The organism is Hydrogenobacter thermophilus TK-6 (assembly GCF_000010785.1).
Taxonomy (GTDB): Bacteria; Aquificota; Aquificia; order Aquificales; family Aquificaceae; genus Hydrogenobacter; species Hydrogenobacter thermophilus.
In genome coordinates this window covers 1467450-1481365 of the sequence record NC_013799.1, presented here as the reverse complement: position 1 = coordinate 1481365, position 13916 = coordinate 1467450, and the positions used below count along the sequence as shown (strand labels likewise).

At 41.9% G+C, this 13916-nt stretch carries 11 protein-coding genes; 5 read left to right on the top strand and 6 right to left on the bottom strand.

The window, feature by feature from the left end; all coding sequences use genetic code 11:
* Window positions 1–2: 2 nt before the first annotated feature.
* Entirely contained in the window at window positions 3–2912 is a 2910-nt protein-coding gene (locus tag HTH_RS08145) for a DEAD/DEAH box helicase family protein (RefSeq protein ID WP_012964245.1), read from the bottom strand.
* Complete coding sequence (locus HTH_RS08140; RefSeq protein WP_232500426.1) at window positions 2903–5401, bottom strand: site-specific DNA-methyltransferase; 2499 nt, start codon at window positions 5399–5401, stop codon at window positions 2903–2905. Before HTH_RS08140 ends, HTH_RS08145 begins: the two co-directional genes overlap by 10 nt.
* A 110-nt stretch (window positions 5402–5511) precedes the next feature.
* On the opposite strand from HTH_RS08140, the gene HTH_RS08135 reads away from it, so the two are divergent.
* Window positions 5512–5955: a Fur family transcriptional regulator gene (locus tag HTH_RS08135; protein WP_014462648.1), complete on the top strand. Its 444-nt coding sequence runs from the start codon at window positions 5512–5514 to the stop codon at window positions 5953–5955.
* On the opposite strand, the gene HTH_RS08130 is transcribed toward HTH_RS08135, so the two are convergent.
* The gene (locus HTH_RS08130; protein ID WP_012964242.1) at window positions 5944–6360 is read right to left on the bottom strand and encodes a DUF420 domain-containing protein; all 417 of its coding nucleotides are present in this window, start codon (window positions 6358–6360) and stop codon (window positions 5944–5946) included. The genes HTH_RS08135 and HTH_RS08130 overlap by 12 nt on opposite strands.
* A 52-nt stretch (window positions 6361–6412) precedes the next feature.
* On the opposite strand from HTH_RS08130, the gene ppa reads away from it, so the two are divergent.
* From ppa to HTH_RS08110, 4 genes are read left to right on the top strand one after another with little or no spacing between them, the layout of a single operon-like run.
* Window positions 6413–6940: an inorganic diphosphatase gene (ppa, locus tag HTH_RS08125; protein ID WP_012964241.1), complete on the top strand. Its 528-nt coding sequence runs from the start codon at window positions 6413–6415 to the stop codon at window positions 6938–6940.
* Complete coding sequence (locus HTH_RS08120) at window positions 6937–7902, top strand: KpsF/GutQ family sugar-phosphate isomerase (RefSeq protein WP_012964240.1); 966 nt, start codon at window positions 6937–6939, stop codon at window positions 7900–7902. The genes ppa and HTH_RS08120 overlap by 4 nt, the downstream gene beginning before the upstream one ends.
* Window positions 7899–9038, top strand: a complete 1140-nt coding sequence (gene dxr / locus HTH_RS08115; protein WP_012964239.1) for a 1-deoxy-D-xylulose-5-phosphate reductoisomerase — start codon at window positions 7899–7901, stop codon at window positions 9036–9038. The genes HTH_RS08120 and dxr overlap by 4 nt, the downstream gene beginning before the upstream one ends.
* Window positions 9035–10774, top strand: a complete 1740-nt coding sequence (locus tag HTH_RS08110) for an ABC transporter substrate-binding protein (RefSeq protein ID WP_012964238.1) — start codon at window positions 9035–9037, stop codon at window positions 10772–10774. Before dxr ends, HTH_RS08110 begins: the two co-directional genes overlap by 4 nt.
* Here HTH_RS08110 and HTH_RS08105 read toward each other — a convergent pair.
* From HTH_RS08105 to HTH_RS08095, 3 genes are read right to left on the bottom strand one after another with little or no spacing between them, the layout of a single operon-like run.
* Window positions 10767–11984, bottom strand: coding sequence for a hypothetical protein (locus HTH_RS08105; protein ID WP_012964237.1), 1218 nt, complete (start codon window positions 11982–11984; stop codon window positions 10767–10769). The two genes, HTH_RS08110 and HTH_RS08105, sit on opposite strands and share 8 nt — an antisense overlap.
* Window positions 11981–12580, bottom strand: a complete 600-nt coding sequence (locus HTH_RS08100) for a hypothetical protein (RefSeq protein ID WP_012964236.1) — start codon at window positions 12578–12580, stop codon at window positions 11981–11983. The genes HTH_RS08105 and HTH_RS08100 overlap by 4 nt, the downstream gene beginning before the upstream one ends.
* A 2-nt stretch (window positions 12581–12582) precedes the next feature.
* Window positions 12583–13905: a TldD/PmbA family protein gene (locus HTH_RS08095; RefSeq protein WP_012964235.1), complete on the bottom strand. Its 1323-nt coding sequence runs from the start codon at window positions 13903–13905 to the stop codon at window positions 12583–12585.
* Between the last annotated feature and the right edge of the window lie 11 nt (window positions 13906–13916).

Below are 13916 nucleotides of genomic sequence, written 5' to 3'. Positions count from 1 at the left end.
AATTATACGACCAAATCCTCAAAAAGAGCTTGGGAATTTACCCAGTAATCTTTATACTTTTCTCCTCCGCTATAGTCTTTATTAAAGAGCTTTAGCCTTACCTCCACCTTCAAGCCTTTATGCTCAAACTCCTTTGGTTTCCCATTTTCTACAAATATCCTCTCGTAGCCATCCACCTTTCTCTCGTAGTCCGTGTGTGCACTGCCCTTAGGGTCTATAAAGTAGATTACATACTTGTTTTTCTTTAGCTTGAGCCAAAAGATAAAGTCTGGTATAAATCTGGCTTGCCTTCCTTCTTTGTCCATGTAAGGTATGTATATTTTATCCTTTTGCTCATCCAGCTTGCTAAAAAACCAATGCTCACAAATTTTATCAAGCTTATCTATCTTTCCCTTTAGAGCTTGAATAAAGTCCACTTCGCTCTCTACGCTTATAACATGCTTTACAAGGTCCTGAGCATTCTTAGTGTAAACCATGGGTATGTAGTAATGACTGAGGATCTTCTCAAGGGTAATGCCATCAATTTCTTTTATTCTCTCAGTCTCAAAGGCTTTCTCCGCTAACCTTTTAAACTCTTCTGCAAGTTCCTTATCTACACCCTTTAACTTTTTACTGATCTCTTCCTCTTCGCTCATTTTCTTAGCGTTAAAAACCTCCTCCGCTAACCTTTTAAACTTTTCCACCAGTTCCTTCTTAACCATAATCTCCTTAAAATGCACTATAGCGTCATCTGGAAGAGGTATAAAGGGTTCGCTTTCGTCAATATCCTGCACCTGAGCCTTTGAGTAGTTAAGAAGAGCCTTTAAAAGCTTTTCAAAGTTCCTGTAGTGGTATTCATCATCAATAAACAAGTATTTTCCACTGTTTTGAACAATCTTTCTGAGTTTTTCAAGGTCTGAGTTTCTCTCAAGCGTAAACCTCTCTTTGGGCATAAGGTCAAGATACAACTTTAAAAGCTTGTAATTTTCATCGCTTAGTTTAAACTTAGGAGGACTCTCAAGTTCAAAAACGCTCTTGCCTTTTATTTTATACTTGGGAATGAGTAAAAGGTGTTTTTCCACTTCGGGATTTTTGTAAAGCTCCACCTGACTATAATCAGCAACTTCTTTGAGTTTGGTCAGCTCGCTTAGTATGGTTTCCACCGCCTTCCTGCTTGTGGCAAAAACAAAGAGAGTTTCCAGAGCCTTGACTTCAGGTTTGTCTATCTTGTCTCTTAGCTCCGAAAGGTTTTCAGAAACCCACTTTAGCCTTTGCCTCTGGTTTTTGACTGGCTCTATCCTCACTCCTCTGCCTGTAGCCTGAAGGACAAATTTCTTTGCATCAGCCTGAGTTCCAAGATTTATAAACACTATGAGATTGGGTCTTGGACTATCCCAGCCTTCGTAAAAAGCTCTTGAACCGATAAGAAGGTTTACAGGACTGTCAGGCTCATTGAGTCTTTCAAAGTACTTTGGGTCTTCGTAGAGGACTGTCTCCTGATACTCCCACAGAAGGTTTTTCTTTATCTTTTCTATTGAGCCTATCTTTATCAGGGCAAAAGGTACATTTGCACCAGTGTGCTTTAGGGCAACCTCCTGGGTGTTTTCCTTATAATACTGATACTCAATAGTCCCTCCCGAGCTTGCGTTATAAACTTCCCTGTAAATATCCTGTACCTCTACATCTCTGACAATCTCTTTCATAAATTCAAGCTTTCCATCTCCCAGAATGTAAAAAGAGCTTCCAAACTCATTAATGAGCTCTTCCTTTGCCTTTTCATAAAGACCTCTTTCTATGAAGCGGGCAAAGTTTAGGAGTTCTTCAAATAGAAGCTTAAGGTCGGACTCTTCAACATTTACGGAATTGACAAGGTATATAGTCAAGGGATTGTGATAAAGGTCTGGAAGTTTCCTCTTGGCTTTTTTAAGTCCTGCAAGCAGGATAAGAGTTTTAAGGATTACCTTCTTCTTTTCCTCTCTGGAAAAATCTCTTTCTTCTTCTTTCTTCTCAAAACCCTCCACTTCAGAGTAAGAAAGGTAAATCTGCTTTCCGTAGCCTTTGTTTATAAACTCTGAAAGGTTTAGGTTATAAACCGTTGTAGCTATATCTATAGGGTCTGTGAAGGTAGCGGAGAAGTTAAACAAAAACCCATCTTTGGAAAGCACACTTGCCAAAAACTGTCTTTTGCTCTCCTCCTTATCCCCTTTGTGAGCCTCATCCAGGATAACATACCAGTTTCCTAACAGGTTTCCTTCTCTGTCTCTGTCTAAGAAGGTTCTAAAATCTAAGGTCTCCTTTCCTTTTTCGTCGGATATAAGGTCCATCCTGTAGAAAAAGACTTTGGCTTCCTCTCTAAATAAACTTTTCTGCGATTTTTGGTAGTCTTTGAGGTTTACAGGAGATATTTGCTTTCCTGGGTTGCTTTTGTTGAATTCTTCAAGATACCTGCGAAAAGCATCCACTAAGTCTTGCCTTGCGGTTAAAAAAAGCACGGGTTTTGGTGGAATTAATTGCATCTTCTGCAAGTCAAAAAGAAGGTCTATTAGCTTGACTATAACCAGAGTCTTACCAGAGCCTGTAGCCATCCAAAAGGACATGCGGTTGCAAAGCTCTTTAAACGGCAGAGTATTTTCGTCAAGCTGGTAAAACTCAGAAAGTAAGCCAAGGAGTTCTTGCTTTTTAACCTTTGGAGAGAGAAGCTCGTAATACTCTGTGTATATCCTCGCAAACTCCTCTTTGTCTCCTTTGTATTTTTCGTAAAAACTGTAAAGAGCCTTAAGAGCGTTCTCAAGAGCCTGTACCTGATAAGCAAAAAGCTTTTTCTCCTCAGAAAAGTCCTCGCTTACTTTAATACCCCACCCCTCTGACAGACCCTCTACATAGTCAAGTAAGACAGGCTTGATAACTACCTGCTCGTTTTGGGCTACAGGCACAGTAAAACCCTCCTGTAAAACTCCATCAACTTTTCTTTAGTTATGTTTTTCGCTTCTTTGTAGCTAATGCCAAGCGTGTTTACTATGCTTTCCGTGATGTCCACCTTTTTGTCTGGATAAAGTTCTTCAAAGTTTACCGTAATATCATCTCCATCTACTCTAACAGCCTTAGCAAGTCTCTTGTCAAAGAGAAATGGGTCCACTTGAGAAAACTTATAGTCCTTGAAGTTTTTAAGAAACTCCTCATAAAACTCCTTTCCAGATTTCTCAGAGTATTCTACATTTCTTAGCAGGTCTTCAAACTGCTCAAGCTCGTAATATTTGAAAAACCCACCTGCTGATTTTTCGTTGTACTTTTCCTTAACATCTTTTTCTTTGCTAATGCCAGACTTATCGTAAAACAAAACCTTCTTCATCCTTGGCAAAACCACTGTGTAAAAATGCTCTCCCATCTCAACACCAATCCATTTTCTTTTGAGTTTATGTGCTACTGCTGTTGTTGTGCCAGATCCTAAAAAGAAGTCCATAACCAAATCGCCTTCGTTGGAAGTGGATTCTATGACGCGCTTTAAGAGGATTTCGGAGTTTTCGGTAGGGAAACCTTGATTTTGAGAGTATCCAGGGATATCAGTCCAGTTAGAATCTAATAATTCGTCTTCACCAGTTAAATACTGAGGCATCCCTTTAACTTTATTTCCTTTTATATCTATATATTCCACTTCCTCATTAATTCTTATTCTTCCTTCTTTGATCATTTTGTTAATAGTCTCCTGAGTAAATGTCCAATGTCTTCCTTTCGGAGGATAAAACAACCTACCAAATATAATTCTTTCTGGAGGTCTCCTTTCTCCAGGAGAATGCATATTTAACCATTTTTGTGCTTTTTCACGCCGTTTATATTGAGGATTAAAACAAAAACCTTGGCTCTTTGAATAAAAAAACAAATCATCTGTTGCTACATTGTATCCTTTAACACCTGTAAAAATTTTTTTTGTTCTATTAACAATAATCTCATTCCTAAAATTCTCCTTTCCAAAAATCTCATCCATCAAAGGTCTAACAATCCAGTTTCCGTTATAATCACATCTTACAAAAATACTCCCTGTGTCCCTGAGTAGCTCCCTTCCCAATCTTACCCTGTTTTCCAGCATAGTAGCCCATGTGGCATCCTTGTAATCCACCTCGTAAAAGTAGTCCGCATCTTGCTCCTTGTTAAATGGTGGGTCTATGTAAATGGTTTGCACCTTCTCCTTAAACCTCGGAAGTATGCTGTTAAGAGCCTGCCAGTTTTCGCTCTTTATAAGAAGCCCGTCCAGCTCCTCGTCAAGGTCAAAAAGGCTTATAATTTCCTCTTCTAAGTCCTTAAAGTATTTGGTGTCTATGGGTAAAAACTGCCATTTTGGGTTTAGTGTTCCTATAAGTAGTATGTCCTTAGGGTTAAAGTCCTCTTCTACCATTCCCAGCTCTTTCCACTCCCTTACCTGCTCCTCCAGAGCGGGATAACTGAGTATCTTCTTTATTACCTCAAGTCCCCCCTCCTTCTTTGCTATCCTATCCAGGCTTATCACATAGTTGGAGTTAAATACAAGTCTTGGTTTTTCCCACAGTCTCTTTAGCTCTTCCTCAAACCTCGCTATAACCTCTATCACTCTGTAGGCTACATCCTTTATTGCCAGAAGTTGGTTTACTCTTTCAGGACTCAGGTTTACCTCCTCATGTGCCATAAAGTACTGAGAGAGCCAGAGGTTAAACTGCTCTTTTAAAAACTGCTCCGGATTTTTGTGTATAAAGTAGTCCACCTTTGTCTGTTTTTCAAAGGTATTTATGGCTTTGTCCAGATGCTCTTCCTTGAAGTCTTTAGCTAACTGCGTTTTGCCTTCTTCCTTGAGTTTCTTTTTAATGTCTTTGATTATTTCATCTTCTCTGGTTTCTCTCCCTTTTTCTGAGTATTCTACCTTTAGCACTATCCTGCCTTTTTCGTCTATCTTTTCAAAACTGTAGATGAGCTTTTTCTTTTCGTTGTTCTTTTTGTGTTCCAACTGACTCGCGTCAAAGTAGAAGGTAATTCCCTCTTCTTCAAACCTCACTTCCATGGACCTTATGAGAAGGTCTGACTTGAGGTAGTACAGGTCTTTTGTCTTCCAGAAGAGCTTTACATCTTCCTCTGTGTAAACTCTCTCATACTGCTTGTAGTAGATGTAGCTTTTGACGAAGAATATACTGCCGGTGTCAGAAAAGTATGGTTCAAAGAAGGTATAAAGCTTGTGGTATAGCTCCTCTCTAAACTCTTGTGGGAAGTCTTTTGTTCTCTCTTGCACATACTCTTCAAGCTCTGGCTTTACAAACTCTCTAAAGTATTCTCGCTTTTGCTTTATGAGATTTATGTACCCACTCTTGCCTTCTGGCTCGGCTCCCGCATAGAGATTTTCCAGCACCTCCCAAAACTTCGCCTCAGACTTTGTCATGACACCACTCTGGGTTTGGCTCATCAGGGTTAATTATAGCATGTCGGACATAATAAGGAGTCTTCTTGAGCTGTTTAAGATGAAGCTGTCATTTTCTTATTGCAAATGAAATTCATTTGGTCTATATTAATGGTATGGAGCTGAGCGAGCTTAAAAAGCAGTTTGAGCAGTTTCTCAAGCAAAAAGGCTACAAGATAACCAAAAGCAGGCTGGACCTTGTGGATAAGATAGCATCCTACGGGACACACTTTGAGATAGAGGACCTTGTTATGTGGATAACAAGCCAGGACAGAGGCACAGCATCAAGGTCCACCATATACAGAACGATAAGGCTACTTCAGGACTTTGGAGCTATAAGGGAAGTTATAAAGCTGGGCAACAGGACTATATACGAATTTGTGGCTGGAAGGCCTCATCACGAGCACCTCATATGTGTAAAGTGTGGAAAAATAATAGAGTTTTCCAGAGAAGAGATAGAGGAGCTTCAGGACAGGGTGTGCGAAGAGTACAGGTTCACGCCCATAAACCACCGCCTTGAGATTTTTGGAGTTTGCTCAGAGTGTAGCTCAACGGTTTAACCACTGCATAAAGAAGTATATGAGCCAGCCTGTAAAAGCTACATAAAGCCAAACGCCTGCAGTGATGGGTGCTATTTTCCTGTGCCTGTCAAAAGTTCCTTTTAGAGCGTATCTTAAGGTGATCACCGCAAGGGGAAAGTTGATGATGGCAAGTGCGGTATGAGACCAAAGCACAAAAAGGAAGAGACCTCTGTATGGACCCTCGTATTTGGAAGCTGGGAAGAGGAGGTTTTTTATTACGTACAGGGCTACAAATATCAAGGCAAATACGGAAGCGTTTATCATAGACTTTTTGTGAAGCTCCCTTCTGCCTTTTTTTATGAAGAAAAGTCCGGCAAGGATGGAAAGTCCGCTGATCCCTATAGTCAAAAGACTAAGATAGTTTAAAATTTCATACCCGCTCATAAGAGTTATTTTATCAACTTCTGCTAAAATTTTTATCAGGAGGTGACACAGTATGAGCATAAAAAACATACCCCCCGGCAAAAACCCTCCCGAGGACATTTATGTGGTGATTGAAATACCACAAGACAGCTCTATTAAGTACGAACTGGATAAAGAGAGTGGAGCTATTTTTGTGGACAGATTTCTCTTTACCTCCATGCACTACCCCTTTAACTACGGCTTTATACCTCAAACTCTGGCGGATGACGGAGACCCTGTGGATGTGCTGGTCATATCAAGGTATCCTGTATTTCCCGGCAGTGTTATAAGGTGCAGACCCATAGGTGGGCTTGAGATGAGGGATGAGGAAGGCACAGACACAAAACTCATTGCGGTGCCTCACTCAAAAGTAGACCCCACTTATGATAACATAAAATCGGTGGATGACCTTCCCAAGGTGCTACTGGACAGGATAAAGCACTTTTTTGAACACTACAAAGAGTTAGAACCTGGCAAATGGGTCAAAGTGGAAAGTTTCAAAGGTGTGCAGTTTGCTATAGAGGAGATAAGGAAAGGGATAGAAAATTATAAAAGCTCATGAAGGAGGAGATCCTAAAAAAGGCAAGAAGAGTCTTTGACATAGAGATAGGGGAACTTTTAAGGTTAAGGGACTGCATTGACGATAACCTGGCAAGAGCTGTTGAAATTATTCTCTCGTGTGAGGGTAAAGTCATTACAACGGGTGTAGGAAAGTCTGGTCATATAGCACAAAAAATAGCATCTACGCTCTCAAGCACAGGCACTCCTGCCCACTTTTTGCATCCATCGGAGGCGCTGCACGGTGATCTGGGTGTCATAGACCATAAGGATGTGCTTCTGGCTGTATCTAACAGTGGGGAATCTCCCGAAGTGGTATCACTCATACCTTATGTGAAACTCCTGAAGGTTCCCATAATAGCTATAACCAACAGGGAGGACTCTACACTTGCCAGATACGCAGATGTACACCTATTTTTGAATGTAAAGAAAGAAGCCTGTCCCCTTGAGCTTGCACCAACAAGCTCCTCCACCGCATCTTTAGTATTAGGTGATGCCATTGCTATGGTGCTGCTTGAACTGAGAGGTTTTACAAAGGAAGATTTTGCTCTTCGGCATCCTGCCGGGAGTCTTGGAAGAAAGCTAAGAGTGGTTAGAGAGCTTTATCACACGGGAGAGGAAGTGCCTATAGTATACGAGGATACTCCCATGCCTGATGTGATTATAGAGATGACCAGTAAGGGCTTTGGTGCAACCGCTGTAATTGACAAAGGAGGAAAGCTGGTGGGAATAATAACGGATGGAGACCTCAGAAGGTTTGTAAGAAGAGGTGGCAATTTCAACACAAGCACTGCAAAGGATGTGATGACTAAAAACCCGAAAACGGTTAAATCCGACGAGCTTGCAGCAGAGGCTCTCAAGAAGATGGAGGAGCACAAGATAACAGTGCTTATAGTTATAGATGATGAAGGAAGACCAGAAGGTATAATACACATGCACGATATACTAAGAGCAGGTGTTTTATGAGAAGGTTGAGTGTCCTTGGCTCTACAGGTTCCGTTGGAAGTCAGACTCTTGAAGTTATAAGAGCTTACAGAGAGGAGTTTTACATGGTGGGGCTTGTAGCCAAAAACGCTTCTGAAAAACTCCTCAAGCAAGCTATAGAGTTCAAGCCTCAGTATGTGGTATCTTATAAAGAGCCATCAAAAGAATGGCTAAGCAGCCTTCCAGAAGGGACAACTTACCTACGAGGAGATGAGGGACTTTTTGAGGTTATAGAAAGTTCAGAATATCTGATGAATGCCATATCCGGAATTGACGGCATCCTACCCACATATCATGCTCTTGCCAAAAATAAAAAACTTCTGGCTTCCAATAAAGAGTCTATCATATGCCTTGGGCATCTGGTAAAAGAAAAAAGAGATATGATCGTGCCTGTGGATAGTGAGCACAATGCCCTTTTTCAGCTGCTGTCCTTGGTGGATAGAGAGGATATAAAGAGGGTTTACCTTACAGCTTCAGGTGGACCCTTTAAAGATAGACCATTGGAAGAGCTTAAAAATGTCAGCGTTGAAGAAGCTCTAAATCACCCCCGTTGGAAGATGGGAGCCAAAATCACCGTTGACTCCGCAACTTTGATGAACAAGGGTATGGAGATGATAGAAGCTATAAACCTCTTTGACCTTTCCGTTGATAGTATTGAAGTGGTAGTGCATCCTCAAAGCGTCGTTCATGGCATAGTGGAACTAAAAGACGGAAGTTTTCTCTTTCATGTTTCACAGACGGACATGAAAATTCCCATCATGCACGCATTATTTTACCCAGAGAGAAAAACATATCCATTTGAAAGAAAGAGCCTTCTGGCGCTTTCACCTATGAGCTTTGAGAAGGTGGATACAAATAAGTTCAGGTCTCTTTACCTTTGCAGGTGGGTGGCTGAGATGGGAGGTGCCTATATTCCAGCGCTTCTTGGTGCAGATGAGGCTGCAGTTGAGATGTTCTTGGAGGGTAGAATAGGATTTTTGGACATAGTGAATGTGGTGGAGGATGTGCTCAGCATGCTAAGTTTGCCAGACCCGGAAAACATTGAGCAGGTACTAAGCACCATAAGTTGGGCTTACCAAAAGGGCAAGGAAGTCTATAAGAGGTACGCAAAAGCATGAGGGGCACTTTTTTAGCTATAGTCTTTGTACTTTTGGCATTTTTACCCTTCTATCTCTCCTCCTCACCTTCTTCAGAAAATGTGAGCTTTATTAAACTCTCTCCTTCCGAGTTTGTTCCTTCAAAAGGCAAAGAAGGAGGGAGCATGCACTTTATATTAAATGGTGACCCCAAAACCTTAAACCCGGTTGTGGCGCAGGAGACCACCTCCACAGCAGTTTTAAACTATCTGTTTACTGGACTTACCAAGACGGACCTCAAAACTATGCAGGTGGTACCAGATCTTGCCCAAAGCTGGGAGGAGCAAGATGGAGGGAGACGCTATGTGTTCCATCTTAGAAAGGATGTAAAGTGGAGCGATGGCACCGACTTTACCGCCGACGATGTGGTCTTCACATACAGAGATCTCTATCTTAATAAGGACATTCCCAACTCTACAGGAGACATACTCAGAGGGATTATAAAGAGTCAGAAGGATGCGCAAGAATTCGTAAAAAAAATAGACAGGTACACGGTAGAATTTAATCTGCCCGAGCCTTTCGCACCCTTTCTCCAGACCTTGAGCGCTTCCATACTTCCCAAGCACAAGCTGGAAAGGTATGTAAAAGAAGGAAATTTCTCCACAGCTTGGAATGTGGACACAGACCCTAAGGAGATAGTGGGGACTGGACCTTATGTGATAAAGAGGTATGTAAAGGGACAGTTTGTTGAGTACCAAGCAAATCCATACTATTATGAGAGAGATCCTTACGGAAATAAACTACCTTACATAAAGAGGCTAACAGGCATCATAGTGCAAGACCCAGACACAGCTCTTTTAAGATTCTCCAAAAAGGATGCTGATTACATAGGTGTGAGACCCCAAGATCTGCTGTTTATGTCAAGGATAAGGTCTGTCCAGCTTTACGACCTTGGTCCTACACCTTCTACCACCTTTCTTGTTTTTAACCAGAACCCAAGAGCCAAGATACCTGAGTATAAACTCAGGTGGTTTCAAAATAAGACCTTCAGAGAAGCTATATCTCATGCCATAGACAGGGAAGGTATATGCTATCTTGTGTATAACGGGCTTGCCCAGCCCCTTTACACACCCATCACACCCGCCAACAGACCATATTACGATGAGAACTACTACCCCAAGTACAAGTATGACCTTAAACTCGCCAGAAAGATGCTTGAAAGTATTGGGTTCAAAGACAGGGATGGTGACGGAGTGTTGGAAGACCCTGATGGACACAAGCTTGAGATAGTACTTCTTACCAACGCAGGCAACAAAGAGAGGGAAACCATAGGGAACATAATAAAGGAAGACCTGGAGAAGATAGGTGTGAAGGTTATATTCAGACCCATAGATTTTAACACCTTAGTTTCAAAGATAAGCTCACCACCTTACGATTGGGAGGCGGTTATAATAGGGCTTACAGGCAGCTTAGACCCCTACTTTGGCAGGAATGTCTGGCACTCCTCTGGAACATTGCACATGTGGAACCCAAGGCAGGAAACACCTCAAACTCCTTGGGAGAGGCAAGTGGATGAACTTTTTGACGAGGGAGCAAGAGAGCTAAATCCGGAAAAAAGAGTGGAAATATACAAAAGAGCCTTTCTTATAATAACTCAAGAGCAACCCATGATATTTATAGCTACGCCCAAAAGCATGCTTGCTGTATATCCCAAGTTTGGCAACTTCTTCCCTACCGTTTGGGGATGGTACAAAAGCGAGATGCTCTTTGTCAAGTAATAAGTTCTTTTAGCCTCTCCCTGAGCGCTTTGGAAGCCTCTTCCCTTATTATAGAAGCTACATCTATGAGTGAGAGCTGCCTGTTTATCTCTTCCTTTAGGACCTTCTCAAGGGAGGATACCATAGATAGCTCTTGCAGTGCATCTTTAAAGGCTTCTTCTAAAACTTTCTGTGAGAGGACCTCCTTTATATGCTCCTTCAGAGTTTTTTCAAGATGGCTCAGGTCAATAGCAGTAGGTTCTAAAAGGGGTTTTTCTGACTTGGGGGGAGTTTCTTCCGCCTTTTCAAATGTAGGTTCCAGAGGAATTTCTTCTTTCTGCTCTTTGAAAAGCTCATCCAAAAGACCCAGCACTTCCTCGGAAACCTCTTGAGGGGGAGGTGGGCTTTCTTCCACTGCCGGTTTTGCCTCAATGGGAGGAGGGGCTTTCAAAAGCTCTCTTGCCTTCTCTATGGCTCTTCCAAGCTGTGCTTCCCTTGAGAAGGAATACTTGTAAGGAAGAGGTATGCTGTCCACATCTATGGTGAAAAGCTCATCTATGAGAAGGATGTATTGCTTTTGGGAAAGTTCTTCACTCTGAGACATCTCCATGAGAGCCTTTTGTGCTATAACACCAGAAATAGTGTCAAATATGATCACATCAGCCTCTCTTGCCTTCTCCATAGCTTCCTTTACATTCTTAACGCTTGTAATGTCATAATCCGTACCGAGCGTCGCCTTTATGGTATCCGTCAAGGTGCTATCAAAGGAAACTACAAGCACCTTTCTTCTCCCCTCTTCATAAGGTGGGGTTTCTGTATAGCCTGTTTCTATTTGCGGTAAAGGAGGAGATACCAATTCTATCTCTGGAAGAGCGGTAGGCAGTTCCTCTTCCTTGGGCTCTTCCAAAAGCGCCTCTTTTATCCTGCTAAGGGCCTCCTCCCTGGGCAGTTTCACCTTCTTTTTTACTATTATATTGTTCATATCAACGGGGAATAGCTCATCCACCAGCACTATGTATTTGGCATCCTTAAACCTCTTCTGGTACATGTTATTTATGTCTTCCTCCGATATGGAGCCGGATATGGCATCGTACACTATAGCATCTACATAAGTGGATACAGTATTTATAGCCTCCTCTCCGTTCTTTACATCTATGATCTCGTAATCCTTCAAGGCTTCCTTTATACCCTTTATCAAGCTTTTATCAAAGGACACAACGAGTACTTTCATACCTTACCCCCATACTTTTTTAGTATATCATCAAGTATCCTTTTGGCTTGGTTAAGACTTTCCTCCGGTATGATCCTGCTGGTGGAGAGCGTTAATCTGAGAGCCTTAAGACCATTTATAAAACCATCATCTATCTCCTTCCTACTCGTTACCGCCTTGACTTCTGCAGTGAAGAGGAGGAAAAGCCCCACAAAAAGCATCAAAGCACCGGAAACGAGCACACCAAAAGATAGAGGATTCTCTAAAAAGAAGTACAGATATTCACCCAAGGTAGGTTTTTTCACATACACATAAATTTCATTACCTCTCTTGTCTTTGTAAAGGTCCGAAGAGTACATGCTTTCGTCAAAAACCTTCAACAAGTTTTCCGTAGTTATTACTTTCCCATCCTGGGTCTTTAGTATTACGGTGGAGTACTCAGGATAAAGAATTTTTGAAGAAGGCGCTCCATTGTAAACATCTAATATGAAACCTGCCATATTTATGTTTATTTTTCTCTGCCTTTCTTTTGCGTAAAGTTCAAAGGAGGTCAGGCTTCCAAAAAGCATGAGAAAAACACCCAGCAGACAGAAAGCAAGTCCTAAAAGTCTTTTCATGATCACCCACCCACCGTTAATTTCTCAATCAGTAAAGAGGGAGAACCTACATTCCCATAGAAGGTAAGATCGCCCCCCACTTTTACCACGCTCTTCCAAAGTTCAAGCACATTACCACTTATGGTAACTCCCCTCACGCTCTTCTCCTTTTGCCCTCTTTTATAAATTATACCAGATGCACCTAAGGAAAAGTCCCCAGACACTGGATCAACGGTGTGGAGTCCCATCAGGTCAAGCACCAAAAAGACTTCCTCATAAGACCCTATGAGGTCCTCCAGCTTTGCATCTTTTTTATCTATGTACAGATTAGTTATGCCACATGCAGGCAGACTTTTGAAACTCTCCCTAAGAGAGTTCCCTGTTGGCTCAGTCTTTAGCTTCTTTGCTGTGTAAAGGCTGTGAAGGAAGCCCCTTAAAACTCCTCTATCCACCAAGACATTTCTTTTGGTTTTTATCCCCTCCGCATCAAAGGGAAAGCTCATATAGCCACCGCTTAGCGTGCCATCGTCAATTATGCTAATCTCATCCGAACACACACTTTCTCCTACCTTACCCTTAAGAGGCGTTCTATCTTTTAAAAGAGCCTCACCCAAAAATATGCTACCAAAGGCTTCAAGCAGTGAGGCAGACACATCACGAAAGAGTATAACAGGCACCACCTTTGTCTCGTAGGATTCAGGATGGAGCAGGGATGTAGCCTTGAAAACTACATCCTTTACCATGCCATCCAAGTCCAGCTCTTTTAATCTTCTTGAAGCTCTGTAGTCGTAGGATATGGATGCATCACCTTTCTCTTCTGCAAGAGCTGAGATGAGTGATCTGTAGAAAGTGCTTTTACAGTAGTATTCAAGTCCGCACGAGTTATAACAGTATGTCTCTAAGTGCTTTTCGCTCAGACTGACCTTTCTTACACCCTTTATTCTGTTATCTAAGCTCTTTGCATTCTTTTCTATGGATATCACCAGCTCTACTTTGTCCTCTGTCGGGACAGACACACCCTCATCATCGTATAGACAGGGAGGACCCTCCTCAGGTTTCTGACAGTTAAAGGAAAAGCCCTCATCTGGAGGAGTAAGCTCGCATATTTCCATGGCTCTCTCCACGCAGTCCTTTATGGCATCTTCTTTTAGGTCGGTGGTGTAGGCAAATCCCATCCTGTTTTCTTTCAAAACTCTCACACCCAAGCCAGCTTCCTTAGCCTTTACCAAGTTTTCAAGTTTTTCATCAGAAACCTCTATAAGCTGCCTGTTGGTAATCTCCAGGTAAAGCTCGTAATCAAAAGAGGCTTTTACATACTTTGAAACCAGCTTTTTTATGTCTTCCATGTGAAAGATTT